The 15012-nt window shown below is 61.7% G+C and carries 14 protein-coding genes; 4 read left to right on the top strand and 10 right to left on the bottom strand.

The window, feature by feature from the left end:
* Positions 1-153 precede the first annotated feature (153 nt).
* Entirely contained in the window at positions 154-771 is a 618-nt protein-coding gene (locus ACZCWR_RS35330) for a flavin reductase family protein (RefSeq protein ID WP_487306914.1), read from the bottom strand.
* Positions 772-936: 165 nt separating this feature from the next.
* Between ACZCWR_RS35330 and ACZCWR_RS35325 the strand changes: the two genes are divergently transcribed.
* Positions 937-2046 (top strand): ABC transporter substrate-binding protein, encoded by a 1110-nt coding sequence (locus ACZCWR_RS35325; protein WP_487306913.1) that lies wholly within the window; start codon positions 937-939, stop codon positions 2044-2046.
* Positions 2043-3203, top strand: a complete 1161-nt coding sequence (locus ACZCWR_RS35320; RefSeq protein ID WP_487306912.1) for a CaiB/BaiF CoA transferase family protein — start codon at positions 2043-2045, stop codon at positions 3201-3203. The genes ACZCWR_RS35325 and ACZCWR_RS35320 overlap by 4 nt, the downstream gene beginning before the upstream one ends.
* 6 nt (positions 3204-3209) lie before the next feature.
* Here the strand turns inward: ACZCWR_RS35320 and ACZCWR_RS35315 are convergent, their stop codons facing one another.
* The 8 genes from ACZCWR_RS35315 to ACZCWR_RS35280 are packed head-to-tail and all read right to left on the bottom strand — an operon-like array spanning position 3210 to position 11724.
* Positions 3210-4277: a Gfo/Idh/MocA family protein gene (locus ACZCWR_RS35315; protein WP_487306911.1), complete on the bottom strand. Its 1068-nt coding sequence runs from the start codon at positions 4275-4277 to the stop codon at positions 3210-3212.
* A complete protein-coding gene (locus ACZCWR_RS35310; protein WP_487306910.1) occupies positions 4274-5455 on the bottom strand; it encodes an extracellular solute-binding protein in 1182 nt (393 codons plus the stop codon). The genes ACZCWR_RS35315 and ACZCWR_RS35310 overlap by 4 nt, the downstream gene beginning before the upstream one ends.
* Entirely contained in the window at positions 5452-6297 is an 846-nt protein-coding gene (locus ACZCWR_RS35305) for an IclR family transcriptional regulator (RefSeq protein ID WP_487306909.1), read from the bottom strand. The genes ACZCWR_RS35310 and ACZCWR_RS35305 overlap by 4 nt, the downstream gene beginning before the upstream one ends.
* 18 nt (positions 6298-6315) lie before the next feature.
* Entirely contained in the window at positions 6316-7527 is a 1212-nt protein-coding gene (locus tag ACZCWR_RS35300; protein WP_487306908.1) for an ABC transporter permease subunit, read from the bottom strand.
* Entirely contained in the window at positions 7524-9056 is a 1533-nt protein-coding gene (locus ACZCWR_RS35295) for a sugar ABC transporter ATP-binding protein (RefSeq protein WP_487307106.1), read from the bottom strand. The genes ACZCWR_RS35300 and ACZCWR_RS35295 overlap by 4 nt, the downstream gene beginning before the upstream one ends.
* Complete coding sequence (locus ACZCWR_RS35290) at positions 9050-10006, bottom strand: sugar ABC transporter substrate-binding protein (protein WP_487306907.1); 957 nt, start codon at positions 10004-10006, stop codon at positions 9050-9052. The genes ACZCWR_RS35295 and ACZCWR_RS35290 overlap by 7 nt, the downstream gene beginning before the upstream one ends.
* Positions 10007-10054: 48 nt before the next feature.
* Positions 10055-10510 (bottom strand): MaoC family dehydratase, encoded by a 456-nt coding sequence (locus tag ACZCWR_RS35285; RefSeq protein WP_487306906.1) that lies wholly within the window; start codon positions 10508-10510, stop codon positions 10055-10057.
* Positions 10507-11724, bottom strand: a complete 1218-nt coding sequence (locus tag ACZCWR_RS35280) for a CaiB/BaiF CoA transferase family protein (protein WP_487306905.1) — start codon at positions 11722-11724, stop codon at positions 10507-10509. The genes ACZCWR_RS35285 and ACZCWR_RS35280 overlap by 4 nt, the downstream gene beginning before the upstream one ends.
* A 159-nt stretch (positions 11725-11883) precedes the next feature.
* Here ACZCWR_RS35280 and ACZCWR_RS35275 point away from each other — a divergent pair, with 159 nt between their 5' ends.
* Complete coding sequence (locus ACZCWR_RS35275; protein ID WP_487306904.1) at positions 11884-13011, top strand: pyridoxal-phosphate-dependent aminotransferase family protein; 1128 nt, start codon at positions 11884-11886, stop codon at positions 13009-13011.
* On the opposite strand, the gene ACZCWR_RS35270 is transcribed toward ACZCWR_RS35275, so the two are convergent.
* On the bottom strand, positions 13012-13764 hold the full coding sequence (locus tag ACZCWR_RS35270) for a haloacid dehalogenase type II (protein ID WP_487306903.1): 753 nt from the start codon (positions 13762-13764) through the stop codon (positions 13012-13014).
* A 245-nt stretch (positions 13765-14009) separates the two neighbouring features.
* On the opposite strand from ACZCWR_RS35270, the gene ACZCWR_RS35265 reads away from it, so the two are divergent.
* Positions 14010-14921, top strand: coding sequence for a LysR family transcriptional regulator (locus ACZCWR_RS35265; RefSeq protein ID WP_487306902.1), 912 nt, complete (start codon positions 14010-14012; stop codon positions 14919-14921).
* Positions 14922-15012: the final 91 nt, after the last annotated feature.

Here is a 15012-nt window from a genome sequence, read left to right as displayed (position 1 = left end):
AAGTGTCAACCATGTCCTCGTACGTTTGTCAGCGATGTCTCCCGTCTATACACAGCAGCAAAGAAAGTTACCCCCCCGCCGGGGAGGCGGCTACTGCATAAACAACACAAAAACCAGCAGCCCCTTGCCCGACACAAACAAACCAAACAAACCTCAAGCCCGAAACGTCTTCCCAAGCTCCCGCCCCGCAAGCCTAAAGTAATGCCGAAAGTTATAAATCAACGGCGACCACTTCTCCGGATCAATATGCCTCCCATCCCTGACAAAAGCCTCATCGGCATGCATCCGAACGATCTCGACTTCCGCCGCGACGCCCCCACCGAGCGCTTCCAGCTTCTCCCCGCCCATGCGATGAATATGACGAACACGCGCTTCGAGCTGCATCGGGCATTCGGCGACGCGCGCCGGCTTCACCAGTTCGCTTGCCAAAGGCGAAAAATCGCCGGCTTCGAACTTGTCCCTCTCGAAGTGAAACTGCTTCGCCTTGAGGTCAGGCACCGGGTCTTTGCCGGTGAGCGGCGCGAGTTCCTCAACCTGCCGCCATAGATCAGGAGAAGGAATATTGATCACGCATTCAGGATGCCGAGCCAGATTCTCCGCCGTCTTGGTTTCATCGAGCAGGCCGAGCATCATGGTCCAGCCGAGCGCCCAGAAGGACGAGATGGGCGCGAGGTTCGTCGATTCATCTTCGTTGCACGAACTAACGAGCGCCACCGGCGTGCCGAAGTACAAGATCTTCGGTTCGATCGTTTGAAACGCGTTCTGATCCATGTTTCCTCCCTAGCGTTGAAAACAGTATGCGAGCGTTTCCGGCGCGACGTTTCGTTGCGCGCCGAAGTATCGAACGCTCACTACGGAAAACCCTGATCGACACGTCTGTCATACCACCGCCATCATTGCACCTATGAACGCTTCATTCACCTAGGTAACTCAACGATGACGGTCGTCCTCAAAGGCATGACTTGGGATCACCCGCGCGGCTACGATCCGCTCGCGGCGTGCTCCGCCGAATGGCACGCGCGCACGGGCGTGAAGATCGAATGGGACCGCCGCTCGCTGCAGGACTTCGAATCCTTTCCCGTCGATGAACTCGCGCGCCGTTACGATCTCATCGTGATCGATCATCCGCATGTCGGTCAGGTTACGCGAGAGGGCTGTCTGCGACCGTTCGAAGATGCATCGCTCGGCAATATCGAAGCGGGCACGGTCGGGGCATCGTATGCGAGTTATCGCTGGGAAGGCCGTCAATGGGCCTTGCCCATCGATGCCGCGACGCAAGTGCTCGCCTGGCGACGCGACCGCCTCGACGCGCCGCCGCGCACGTGGGACGACGTGCTGCAACTCGCGCGCGCCGGACGCGTTGCATTGCCGCTGCGCGCGCCTCATGCGCTGATGTGCCTTTACACGTTGAGCGCGCAACTCGGCGCGCCGGGAACGGTCGATGGTCCCGATCTGTTCGACCGCGACATCGCCGCGCGTGCGTTCGATTTTTTGCGCGACCTCACGCGCCACGTCGATCCCCGTTGCTTCGACGATGACCCCATCGCCATCTACGAACGCATGGCGCAACCCGATGCATCCATCGATTGCGTGCCGCTGATCTACGGTTACGTGAACTACGCATGGCGCGATTTCCGGCCGGTGCGCATTGCGTTCGCGGACATGCCGGTGTTCGGGCACGATGCACCGATGGGTTCGGCGCTGGGCGGCACGGGCATCGCGGTATCGGCGCGCGGTGCGCATCAGGACGAGGCGCAGGCGTTCGCGCTCTGGGTGGCGAGCGGCGAAGCGCAACGCGGACCGTTCGCGGCCGCAGGCGGTCAACCGGGCCACGCGGCGGCATGGGAAGACGACACCGTGAACGAATCTGCCGGTGATTTTTATCGCGCGACGCGCGCCACGCTCGAAGTCGCATGGGTCCGGCCTCGGCACGATGGCTACATGTCGTATCAGCAAACCGCATCGGCGCGGCTCGATCGCGGCTTGCGCGAGAACGAACCCGCGCACAGCGTCATCGATGCGCTCAACGCGTTGTATCGCGCATGAGCACGCCGAACCCGCGCGCGCCGCTCGAAGGTCTGCTCGTGCTCGATGTCGCGCAATTTCTGTCGGGACCGTCTGCGGCGTTGCGGCTCGCGGATCTCGGCGCGCGCGTCATCAAAGTGGAGCGGCCGGGAACGGGCGATATCTGCCGCACGCTTTATCTGACCGATACGGACATCGCAGGCGATTCGACGCTGTTCCATGCGATCAACCGCAACAAGGAAAGCATCGCGCTCGACCTGAAGGATGCACGCGATCTCGCGGCGCTCAAAGGCCTGATCGCGCGCGCGGATGTGATGATCCAGAACTTCCGGCCCGGCGTGATCGAACGCCTCGGGCTTGGCTATGACGCCACGCGCGCGCTCAATCCACGGCTCGTTCACGCAAGCATTTCGGGCTATGGCGAAACAGGACCGTGGGCGGGCATGCCGGGTCAGGATTTACTCGCGCAGTCGGTGTCGGGCATTGCGTGGCTCAACGGCAACGAAGGCGACGGGCCGGTGCCGCTGGGTTTGTCCATCGCTGATATTCAGGCGGGGCATATTCTCACCGAAGGCATTCTCGCCGCGCTCGTGCAGCGCGGCATGACCGGTGAAGGCGCGCGCGTGGAAACGAGCTTGCTGGAAGCGCTCATCGACTTGCAATTCGAAATGCTGACGACCTATCTGAACGATGGCCGTCGCGCACCGCAACGCGCGGAATATCGCAATGCGAACGTCTATCTGGCCGCGCCCTACGGCATGTATCCGACCGCAGACGGCTACCTCGCTTTAGCGATGATGCCGCTCGCGCAACTCGCGCAAACGCTGCCCATGCCCGCGCTCGCCAACTTCACCACGAACGATGCCTTCACGCGCCGCGATGAAATCAAGCGGCTCATCGCGGCAGAACTCGTACAGCAATCCACGGCTTATTGGCTCGCGCGCCTGCGTCCCGCCGATGTCTGGTGCGCCGAAGTGCTCGACTGGCGGCGTCTGCTTGAAAGCGAAGCGTTCGAACGGCTTGGCATGCTGCAATCGGTAGAACGCCGGAACAGCGCCGCCGTGTTGACCACGCGCGGGCCGTTGCGAATCGATGGTCAGCGGGCCGTCAGCCGTCGCGGCGCACCGCGCGTCGGAGAAGACACCGAAAAAGTGCTCAAGGAATTCGGCTTGCGCTAACTTGCGCTAACTTCCGCTATCGGGAATCGGCTCCCCTGCTTTCGACTCGCTGCGATAGCACGCTTCGACCAGCGCCATCGTGCGCCACGCGTCCGCGACATCGGAGACGAGCGCGGCATCCTCGCCGCTTACATAGCGCTGCACATTCGCCATCGTGCCGATGAACGCATGCGGAAACCACACGCCCTGCAACGCAATCTGCGACCACGCGCCGCCGCGCGCGCAGAACCACAACTCGTCCGGCTCGCCTTTCGGATAATCGAGCAACGCGCCGAGTTTCACCACGAGCACGCCGTCCAGCCCTTCGAAGCGAAAGCCCGCATCCTGAAACCGCGTGCCGAAGTCGTGGTGATGATTGATCGACAGCGTGCATCGCAATGACTCGCTGTAATCGAGGATCGCGCTGGTGCGTGTATCGGCGAGACCGCTGCCGGGATACGTGTAGCCGCGCGCCATCACACCGCGCGGCTCGCCGACGAGCGCGCGGATCAGGTCGAGATAGTGAATCGAATGGGACACCACTTCCACGCGCTTATCCGCTTTCAGATGCGGAAAGAGATGCCACGGCGTGGCGAGGTTCAGATGCACTTCGACATCGACGAGCTTGCCGAGCAAGCCTTGGTGAATGGCGTCGCGCACGGCGAGCATCATCGGTGCGAAGCGAAGCTGGAAGTTGACGGCTGCTTTTAAACGCTTCGTCTCGCAGAGTGTGCGCAGATGCGTGGCCTGGTCGAGATCGAGGCCAAAGGGTTTTTGCAGAAGCACCGCTGAACCATCGCGCATCTTCTCAACGATGGAGGCATGCACGGCGGCGGGCGCGGCGACATCGAACACCACGTCTTCCGCATCCAATGCCTGTTCGAGCGATGCATAAACGTGCGGAATCGACCACGTTTGCGCCAGTTCTTCGGCACGCGCGGTATCGAGATCGAACACGCCTCGTACTTCGAAACCCGCTTCGCGATACGCGGGCAAATGCGCATCTCTCGCGATGCCGCCCGCGCCGATCAGCACGATAGGCTTCGGCCGAGCGGGCATGGGCCACGCTTGCTGCAAGGTGTCGAGTGAGGTCATCGCATGATCTCCTCGATGCGTGCTTGCGCTTCGGCGAGCAGAACATCGGAGGGTTTGTCGCCTGCGAGCATCGCGTCGATCACATGGGAGATGTCGGCGAGCCGCGCGTGACGCGGCAACTCACGCGCCTCGCGATGCAGCACTTCGAGTTGATGAAAGAACGGGATGCGCCGGTTCACTTCTTCATCGCGCCACGTCGATATGCGCGTGCCGATGGCGCCTTCGAGCGTGATGAGTTTATCCATCGGCGCGCTCGCGCAATGGCGCATGAAACGCCAGACGAGATCCTTATGACGCGAGCCGGAAGCCATCGCGAGCATCCAGAACACGTTGAGCGACACGCTTGTGCCATGAGCGCCGCGTGGAATCGGCGCGACGGCCACGCGCCCCGCGACGCGGCTCTCCGCCGCCGTTTGCGCGTAGGCCGCGAAACCGAACCAATTGACCATCATGGCGACCTCGCCAGCGGCGAACATCAGGCCGGAACGCACGCTGTCGAGTGCTTGCGGATCGGGCGCGATGGCAGCGTTATCGCGCGCAAGCGTGCGGATGAAATCGAGCGCATCGCGCGCGGCTTCGCTCGGAAGGCACGGCGCACCGTCTTTCGTGAAAAGCTCGCCGCCGCGTGTCCAGACGTGAATGCAGAAATCATAGAAGCCGTTATGACCATCGGGAAAAAGCGCGAGCGCGGTTCCGTGCATGTTCGCTTCGGGCGCATGCAAACGACGCGCCGTCGTCACGAATTCATCCCACGTCGAAGGCGGTTCCAGTCCCGCTGCGTCGAACAGATCGCGGCGATAGATCAGGCATTCCGGGCCATCGTGATAAGGCATGCCCCACAAGCCATCGGCGAAACTTTGCAGACCGAGCAGTGAAGGACTCCACGCCTGCGGAAAATCCGCAATCGGCGCGCGCGCCTGAAACGGCAGGAGATTCTCGACCAGCCCGAGCGCCACGACTTCCGCGATCCAGTCCGTCGACAAAAACGCCAGATCCCACGCGCCGCTCGCCAGTTCGCGGCGTTGAACCAGCGCATCGTGCAGCGGATTCAGATCCATTGCTTCGATCTCGATGCGCGCATCCTCACCCGTCGTCGCGATGAAATCCTCGAACTGCCTGACGATGCCGCTCTCGAACGGCCCGAACTGCCGCACCGCGACGCGCAATGTAATGGTCAAGTGGAGTCTCCCTTCAGAATGCCCGCCGATGCACCGATCGCCTGCGCGCATGCCTGCAACGCGGGCAGCACATCGGCAAGCGTTGGCCCTTCGCCTTTGCGCCGCAGCGTCGCCAGCACGAGCGCCGCCTTCACGCGCGATTGCGGCGAGCCCACCAGCACACCCAGATCGATGCCGCTCTCGAACCACTCGCCCTCGCTCCACTCGTAACCCTGTTCGCGGATGCGTCCGAGCCGCTCGCGCAAGTTCTGACGCCCGGCGGCAGACAACTGCTTATGCGCCGCATCGCGTTTGAGGAGCGCGGCGGCTTCATCGTCGGGAAGATTGGCGAGCAGCACGCGTCCCGATGTAGTGCCCGCCACCGAATGCAGCGTGCCGACTTCCACCGATAATCTGAACGGCTTCGGGCTTTCTTCCTGCGCGATGACCATGACCTGATCGCCATGCAGCATCGACAGATGCAGCGATTCGCGCAACTGCGCGGCCAGCGCGCGCATGTGCGGCTCGGCCACGCGCAGCAGCCCTTCGTAAGGCGAATGCGTGCGGCTCAGTTCGAACAGTTTGAGCGTGAGCGCGTAAGCGTTCGAACCGGAATCGCGCCACAAATAACCGCGCGATTCCAGACACGTGAGCATGCGAAATAGTTCGGGTGGCTGACGATTCAACGCGCGCGCAAGTTGAGCGCGCGTCATCGGCACGCCTTCCGCCGCGAGATATTCGAGGATGTCGAGCGCCTTTTCGACCGCCGGCACCGAGTAATTCGGCTTGCCGGATGAGGCTTGCGGTTCGCCCTCGTCGAGTTCGTCGGCAAGGTCGATGGCGATGGCTTTGGTGCGAGGCATGGAGAGTCCCTTGACGTGTCAGCGTGTCCGGGCGCGACGGCGGGAACCTCCCACGGTATAGATCGCGGCGGCTGTCACGACGACCGTGCCTTCGATCACGCCCTGGTAGTTCGCGCCGAGGTTCAGGATATTGAACCCGTTCGTGAGCGTGAACAGCAGCAGCGCGCCGACCAGCGTCTTGATGACGCTGCCCGCGCCGCCATACAGCGACGTGCCGCCCAGAATGGCCGATGCGATCACCGTGAGTTCCGCGCCTTGCAGTGCCGTGGGATTGATCGCGCCGAGCCGGCTGCCGAACAGAATGCCGCCGAAGCCCGCCGCCGCGCTGCAAAGAATGAATCCGGCCATTTTATAGCGCCCGACGTTGATGCCGGAAAGACGCGCGGCTTCCGCATTGCCGCCGACTGCGTAGAGACGTCGCCCCGTGTTGGTGAAGGTCAGCACGAACCACACGAGCGCCGTGAAAATAGCCATGTAGATGACCGGCTTCGCCACCGCGAGCCGCGCGCCGAAGATCCAGCCGAGCGCCAGAATGATCACGCCCGCCGCCAGCATGCCGAACGCGGCGGGCGCGGTGTTGCCGAGTGTGCGCGCCGCGCGTCTCGCACGCATGACGAGCAGCAAGCCCGCCGCCATCAAAACAATGCCGAGCACGACGAAGAACCCGCCGAGCGGCACGCGCCCCGACTCGAACACGCGCATCGCGGCGATGGCATCGACGGATTCGACGGACAGCGACCGCCCATCCGTCACGATCAGCACGACGCCGCGAATCGCCGTCAACGTGCCCAGCGTGACGATGAACGCATTGATGCCGAGCCACTGCACGATCGCGCCGTTGACCACGCCCGCGAACACGGCGACGAGCATCGCGACCAGTGCGGCGGGCACGAAGCCGATGGAATCCGCGAGACCGATCATCACCGCTGCGGAAAGCGCCGCGACGGACGCCACCGACAGATCGAAGTTGCCGGTGATGAGGATCACGGTCATCGCCACCGCCATGATCGCGATAAGCGACGACTGATACAGCACGTTCGTCACGTTGACAATGCTGAGGTAATTCGGCCGTCCCGTGTACGCCGTGACGGCGGACAGCACGAGCACCAGCAGAACGAGCGCGTAATACACGCCCATCTCACGCAGACCGAAGATGCGCCGCCAGTCCGCGCCCGCTTTCGGCACGCGCTCGGGCGCGACGGAATGGCCTTTCGAGGTCGAAACGTTCATGTTTGCCCGCCTGATGTCACTGCCTGCGCGCCATGACCGCCCGCCAGCAGAATGAGTTCGTGCTCGGAAGTGGCCTGCGCCGCTTGTTCGGCGATGCATCGGCCATCGCGCATGACGAGAATGCGCTCGCTCACCGCGAGCAGTTCCTCGAACTCCGACGACACGACGATCACCGCCTTGCCTGCCGCCGCGAGTTCGCGCACCAGCAAAAGAATGTCGGTTTTCGCGCCGATGTCGATGCCTGCCGTGGGTTCGTCGAGCAGGAAGATTTTCACGTCGCTGAACAGCCATTTCGCGATGGTGACTTTCTGCGCGTTACCGCCCGACAGTTCGGTGACGAGTTCATCGGGCGATTGCGCCTTGATTTGCAGACGCCGGATGGCCTCCGCGCCGCGCGCGGTTTCGCGTTCGCGCACCGGCAGCCAGCGCCGCCACGACACGCCTTCGAGCGCGGGCAGCGTGGTGTTGCGCCAGATTTCGAACAGCGGCACGAGACCCTGGCGCATGCGATCTTCCGGCACGAGTGCAATGCCCGCATCGACCGCCGCGCCCGTCGAACGGCGAATCGCGCGGCCGCTCACGCGCACTTCGCCGGTGGCGTCTGCATCCGCGCCGAAGATGGCGTGCAGCAATTCGCTGCGGCCCGAACCGAGCAGTCCCGCAATGCCCACGACTTCACCCGCCGCTACTTTCATGGATAAAGGCGCGAGTTTGCCGGGCGATGCGAGTTCGTTCAGTTCGAGCAGCACGGGCGCGCTCGCGGCACGCGGCGGCGGCGAGGCACGTTCCAGCGCGACGATCTCGCGCCCGGCAATTGCTTCCGCGATCCGCGATTCATCGAGTTCGGCGGTGTCGGCATGCATCACCGCGACGCCATCGCGCAGCACGGTGACGCAATCGGTCAGCGCGATCACTTCATCGAGAAAATGCGAGACGAAGAGAATCGCCTTGCCTTCCACGCGCGACAAATGCCGCACGGTTCGATACACGATCTCGCGTTCTTCATTGGCGAGCGACGCGGTGGGCTCGTCCATCACGATCAGTTCCGCGCCGGTGCCGAGCGCCTGAAAAATCGCGACCATCTGACGTTCGCCGATGGAAAGCTCGCTGACGAGCGCATGCGCATTCAGCCGGTAGCCCACGCGTTCGCAAAGCTCGTCGAAGCGCGCGTGATAAATGGCATCGCGCCGCCAGCGGCCGGCATCGCCGAGAAACACGTTTTCGAGCACCGAAAGCGTCGGCACCAGCGGAATATGCTGATGGATGGTCGCGACGCCCATCGCATTCGCTTCTTTCGGACTCGCCCATTGCACTGCTTCGCCGCGCCAGACAATGCGCCCGCCCGATGCGGGAAACGCGCCCGAGAGAATCTTGATGAGCGTCGATTTGCCCGCGCCGTTCGCACCGAGCAGGCCGTGCACCTGGCCGCGTTCGACATCGAGATCGACACCGCGCAGCGCGACGGTGCCGTTCGGAAAGACCTTCTCGACGCGCTCGAAACGCAGCAACGCGTCCGTCGCCATCACCATTGCGGCACGCAACTCGCGAGATTCGCCTTCGTGATGGGCGGCGTATCGTAGGCGACGAAAACGGCCTTCTTCACGTCCTTCTTCGTGACCGTGCCGTAAAGCGCGTCGAATGCGAGCTTGCCGATTTCTTCCGGTTTGTAGCAGACCGTGCCGGTCACGTCGCCGACCTTGATCGCGTTGATGGCCAGCTTCGAGCCGCCCATGCCGATCAGCTTCGCGCTGGAACTGCCGCTGCGCACGGCAAGCGCGCAACCGACCACCATGTCATCGGATTGCGCGAAAAACAGATCGACATCGGGATGCGAAGCCAGAATGTTCTGGCAGGTCGATTCGCCTTTCTCCGAAGTCCAGTCACCCGGTTGCGAAGCGACGATCTCGTACTTCACGCCCGCCTTATCGAGCCCTTGCTTGAAACCTTCCGTGCGTTGCGAAACTTCGGCAAAGCCCGCCGAACCTTCGACGATGGCGATCTTCGCGGGCTTCCCCTTCGGCAGCATCGATGCAGCCATTTCGCCCGCACGCGCGCCTGCGGTCACTTCGTCCTGCGTGACGAGCGCGGTCAGTTTTTCGTAGACCTGCTTGATGGGCCGCTTGTGCGGATCGCCGATTTCGGACGCCACGCCGACAGTCGGAATATCGCGCGCGACGGCGCGATCCACCCAGCCCTGCGCGACGGTCGAATCGAGCGGCATGATCGCGATGCCATCGACCTTTTGCGCGATCAGGTCGTCGATATCGTTGGCCTGCTTTTGCACGTTGCCCTTGGCATCGAGCACGACGGTTTTGACGCCCGCCGCTTTTGCCGCGTTCTCGAAGCCCTTCGCAATCGCCGCCGCGAACGGATAACTCAAACCCACGCTCGAATAGCCGAGGGTGATGTCCTTCGCACTCGCCGCACCGGACGCGCAAACGAGCGCAATCGCGCCCAGCGTCCCAAGAACCTTCCGCATGATGTCTCCGTGTTTGTTATGCGGGTTCGTGGCCCGCTGTTGGGATCACTATTCGTTTGCAGGCGTGCGTCTCTCCACCAGATACAGGTGATCGCAGACCAGCACCGTGTCGCCATGCTGATTCGCGATGTCGATCCGCTCCACCACCACGCCATGCGTCGCGCGCTTCGGATGCGCGCGCTTTTCCGTGATGCTCGCCGTGACCGTGATCGTGTCGCCGATGAACACCGGCTTGACGAAGCGCACGCGGTCATAGCCCGTGGACATCGCGCGCGGATTGATCGTGCTCGCCGTCATGCCGATGCCCACGCTGAACACGAGCGTGCCGTGCGCGATGCGTTGCTTGAAGTCCTGCGTGGCGCACCACTCCGCGTCCATGTGATGCGGAAAGAAGTCGCCGGTCTGTCCCGCATGCATGACCACATCGGTTTCGGTGATGGTGCGGCCGAAGGTGCGGCGCGAGAAGCCGATCTCGTAGTCCTCGAAGAACTGTTCCTGAATCACGTCGCCGCCTCCTTGCCGTCGAGCGCGAATTGCGCGGCGATCTCGCAGGTATGTTCGCCGAGCGCGGGCGCGGCGCGCGGCGATCTCAACACCGCGCCGTCGATGCGAATCGGGCAGCGCAAGGTGGTGAGCGCGTCGCCCGCCGAGGTGACGACGCGTTGTGTCATGTCGAGCGCCGCGAAGCCCGGATGCTCGATCAGTTCTTCGTAGTTCTGCACGCGCGCGCACCAGATGTCGGCGGGTTCGAGCTTGCTCAACCATTCATCGACCGCGTGTGTGCGCAGATGATCGCGCAACACGGCCTTGATATCGTCGCGGCGCGAAAAGGCGATTTCGGGATCGGCGAAGGCATCGAGCGCCGGACAGTTGAGCAGGCGGGCCAATTGCGCGATGGGCGCCATCGCGAGGGCGAGATGGCCATCGGATGCTTCGAAGATGCCGTAAGGCGCGGCGCCATACACGCTTGCATTGTTGATCGCCGAACGACGCGGCAGCGCGCCGTCGCCGCGAAGATAGACGGTTAGTTGCTCGAACTGAACATCGAGAATGGATTCGAGCAGGCTGACTTCGACGCTCGAACCGCGCCCGGTTACGCCTCGGCGTACCAGCGCGGCCAGCACGCCTTGAGCGAGATGCGCGCCGGTCACGATGTCCGCAATCGACACGCCGACCGGCACCGGACCTTGCGTGGCATCGCCGGACAGCCACGTAATGCCCGACAGCGATTGCGCGAGCAAGTCCTGACCCGGCTTGTCGCGCCACGGACCCGCTTCGCCATAACCCGTGACGTTCGCGTACACGATGCGCGGATTCAATGCCCGAACGATGTCGTAGCCGAGCCCCAGCCGTTCCATCACGCCGGGACGAAAATTGTGGATCAGCACATCCGCGCGAGACACGAGTGCCTTGACGCGTTCGAGGTCCGCCGGCTGCTTGAGATCGGCCGCGAAGCTGCGCTTGTTTCGGTTGATCGTATGAAAGAGCACGCTGTCGTCGCCCATGCGCTGATCCGCGATGCTCAACTGGCGGCACAGATCGCCGCCCTGCGGACGCTCGATCTTGATGACGTCCGCGCCCAGGTCCGCCAGCCGCAACGCACAGGACGGTCCCGCCAGAAACTGGCTGAAATCGACGACCAGCAGGCCTTCGAGCGGCATCGGATCGGATGAACCGGGCGCTTGGGAGGCGTCGGCAGAAGAAGTTTGTTCGTTCATGAGAAAACTATATGTTTGCAGATGAACGAACTCAATCTAGGGATTTCCCGTGGCAAGGCTCCGGTCGTCGAGGCGACTTCGATTGCAGGCTATCCTTGTACAAGCGCCGCCCATCCAGCGGCTTCCGATTTTTTCGTTTGTCCAATGCAGGAGAGCAACGTGCCAGGATTACTTCCCGATGTCGATCGCGATGGGCTTCTCGAATACTCGGTGGTGTACACCGACCGCTCGCTCAATCACATGTCGCAGCGCTATCAGGGCGTCATGCGCGATATTTCCGCCACGCTCAAGAACGTCTATCACGCGAAAGCGGCCATCATCGTGCCGGGTAGCGGGACGTTCGGCATGGAAGCCGTCGCCCGGCAGTTCGCGACGAATGCGAAGTGTCTGGTCATTCGCAATGGCTGGTTCAGTTTCCGCTGGTCGCAAATTTTCGACATGGGCAGCATTCCTTCCGAGGCGATCGTGTTGAAGGCGCGTCCGGTCGAAGATGGAAGACAGGCGGCCTATGCGCCGCCGCCGGTCGAAGAAGTTGTGGCGGCAATCCGCGAACATAAGCCGGATCTGGTGTTCGCGCCGCACGTTGAAACCGCCGCCGGGATCATCTTGCCGGATGCGTATTTGCGCGCGGTGTCGGACGCGGTTCACTCGGTCGGCGGCATGTTCGTGCTGGATTGCATCGCATCGGGAACGGTGTGGACGGACATGGAAGCGTGCGGCATCGACGTGCTGATCAGCGCGCCGCAAAAGGGATGGAGCGCGTCGCCCTGCTGCGCAATGGTCATGCTCAGTCCGCTCGCGCGCGAAAGAATCGATGCCACGACCAGCACCAGCTTCGCGTGCGATCTGCGCAAGTGGCTGCAAATCATGGAAGCGTATGAGAACGGCGGCTTCGCCTATCACGCGACGATGCCCACCGACAGCCTCACGACACTGCGCGATGTCATGAAGGAAACCGAGGCATACGGCTTCGAGAAAGTGAAGGCGGAACAACTCGAACTCGGCACGCGCATTCGCTCGCTGCTGGCTGAAAAAGGCTTCAGGAGCGTAGCCGCGAAAGGCTTCGAAGCACCGGGCGTCGTGGTCTGCTACACCGACGACGACGGCATTCGCTCAGGCAAGAAATTCGCCGATGCAGGCGTGCAAGTCGCAGCCGGTGTTCCGCTGCAATGCGACGAGCCTGCGGATTTCAAGACGTTTCGAATGGGTTTATTCGGCTTGGACAAACTGCACGATGGCGATGCCGCGGTGACGCGATTCGCCAAGGCGCTGAACGAGATTCTTTGATCACGCGCCGAGCACGTCCGCAATGCGCACGAGGCTCGGCTCTGTCAGGTCATAGAACGTTTCCGGCGTGAGATCGACTTTGCCGTGCGGGCCGAGTTCGAGCGGCCTTGGAAGAAACGCCACGCTGAAGCCGAATTTCTTGGCGGCCGCGAGATCGTATTTATGCGCAGCCACCAGCAGAATTTCATTCGGACGCAGATTCAACGATTGCGTCGCCAGCGCGTAGACGTTTGGATCGGGCTTGGCGGACTTGACCAGTTCAGCGGTCAATATGCAATCGAACGGCAGCTTGCCGTGTTTGGCGATATGAACCACGGACGCCATGCTTCCATTGGATAAGGTCGATAACGTGTAGCGATGCCGCAAGCGCTCCAGTCCCGGTCTCGTGTCGGGCCAGGGTTCGAGTTCGTACCATAACTGATTCAACTGATCCCGGTCGTCCGGCGTGAGCCGCGATTGCCAGTCGTATGACGCCAGAACCTTGTCCAAGGCATCGCGATAAATGACATCGTTGGAACGCCAAGGCATGGTGCCCGCTATGACCTGATCCAACTCCCTTCGCCATTGCGCACGCCATTGATCGAGCAAGTGGTTCCAGTCGACATCGATTCCACGCGCCTGAGTGAATTTCGCGCCTTGCCGCGTGATCGTTCCGTAGGAATCCACGAGCGTACCCACGGTATCGAAAACAATTGCTTTGATGCCTTGCGGATTGAACTTCGATGCCGTTTGTTCTTTAGGCGGCTTCTGCAAATCCTCGGTCCGCCAGAGGCGCAATGAACGTTGCGCCCACTGCCTTGACGAAAGTCCGTCTGTTTAAACTCGACATACGCTCTCCACGATTCATGGCTTTGTCGATCATAAGCAAGCGGTCTTCGGTTGAGAAATTCGAATATCAGATAGCCCATGCAGAATTTGCATCGGCTCGATGTCAGAGCCTTTAGTTGTAGCTCGCGGATAACGCACGTATGCTGAACGAATGATGACAAGGTAAAGCTATGGAACTGACCTGGCTCGAAGATTTTCTAGCGCTCAACGCGACCATGAATTTTTCCAAGGCTGCCTTGTCGCGCAACGTGACCCAATCCACCTTTAGCCGTCGCATTCAAAATCTGGAAAGCTGGATTGGCGCGCCGCTGGTCGATCGAAGCACCTTTCCCGCTTCACTGACCGAAGCGGGTAAAGCCTTTCGTGTCACGGCTGAAGAGATTGTCCAGTCGATATACCGTGAGAGAGACCAGTGCAAAGGAATTGCACGTCCACGGCGAACGTTTCTTTCCCTGGCCATGCTTCATAGCCTCGCGCTGAGTTTTTATCCTCAATGGCTGCGCGTATTGGAAAAGGCGCTGGGACCGCTCCGGTCGCGCGTGCTCTGCGCGAACATACACGACTGCGTTCAATCCTTGACCGAAGAGAATTGCGACATTCTTCTTTGTTATTCCTATCCCACCGCGCCTGTTCTGCTGGATGGCGCGCGCTATCCATCACTAAGATTGGCCGAGGAACGGCTGATTCCGGTCTCTCTCGCTCAAGCCGACGGACGGCCGTTGCATGATCTTTCGCAAACCGGCGGCAAACCTATTCCCTATCTCGGCTATGAAAGTTACGCTTCCTTCGCGGGAATGGTGAACTGCATTTTCTCTTCGCAATCCGAGTCGCCTTCTCTCGATCTTTGCTATCAAAGTGCTCATGCGGCGGCGCTCAAGGCAATGGCAATGGATGGTCACGGCGTCGCGTGGCTGCCCAACTCTTTGGTCAAGCCCGAACTCGATAGCGGGCGGCTCGCAGTCGCCGGGGCGGACGATTGGACACTGGGGATAGACATCATCGCGTATCGCGCCATTCAGGGAACCAGCCGGGAAATCGAACGTGTGTGGGCGCATCTGACATCCACGCAAATGACCGATTGAGCGTGTATCGACGTTACGCATGACGGATGCAAAACTTGCACTTCCGGTCGAACCGCCAACGCTATATTCTGAAGCCCTAGTTGAGAACAAG

This window comes from Caballeronia sp. A2-2 (genome assembly GCF_057612605.2).
This window is presented reverse-complemented; position numbering and strand designations above follow the sequence as displayed.

What these genes read in the sequence shown, in the direction of transcription:
- ACZCWR_RS35330 (WP_487306914.1), bottom strand. Translation starts at nt 771, where the DNA reads ATGGATCAGAACGCGTTTCAAACGATCGAACCGAAGATCTTGTACTTC.
- ACZCWR_RS35325 (WP_487306913.1), top strand. Translation starts at nt 937, where the DNA reads ATGACGGTCGTCCTCAAAGGCATGACTTGGGATCACCCGCGCGGCTAC.
- ACZCWR_RS35320 (WP_487306912.1), top strand. Translation starts at nt 2,043, where the DNA reads ATGAGCACGCCGAACCCGCGCGCGCCGCTCGAAGGTCTGCTCGTGCTC.
- ACZCWR_RS35315 (WP_487306911.1), bottom strand. Translation starts at nt 4,277, where the DNA reads ATGACCTCACTCGACACCTTGCAGCAAGCGTGGCCCATGCCCGCTCGG.
- ACZCWR_RS35305 (WP_487306909.1), bottom strand. Translation starts at nt 6,297, where the DNA reads ATGCCTCGCACCAAAGCCATCGCCATCGACCTTGCCGACGAACTCGAC.
- ACZCWR_RS35300 (WP_487306908.1), bottom strand. Translation starts at nt 7,527, where the DNA reads ATGAACGTTTCGACCTCGAAAGGCCATTCCGTCGCGCCCGAGCGCGTG.
- ACZCWR_RS35295 (WP_487307106.1), bottom strand. Translation starts at nt 9,056, where the DNA reads ATGGTGATGGCGACGGACGCGTTGCTGCGTTTCGAGCGCGTCGAGAAG.
- ACZCWR_RS35290 (WP_487306907.1), bottom strand. Translation starts at nt 10,006, where the DNA reads ATGCGGAAGGTTCTTGGGACGCTGGGCGCGATTGCGCTCGTTTGCGCG.
- ACZCWR_RS35280 (WP_487306905.1), bottom strand. Translation starts at nt 11,724, where the DNA reads ATGAACGAACAAACTTCTTCTGCCGACGCCTCCCAAGCGCCCGGTTCA.
- ACZCWR_RS35265 (WP_487306902.1), top strand. Translation starts at nt 14,010, where the DNA reads ATGGAACTGACCTGGCTCGAAGATTTTCTAGCGCTCAACGCGACCATG.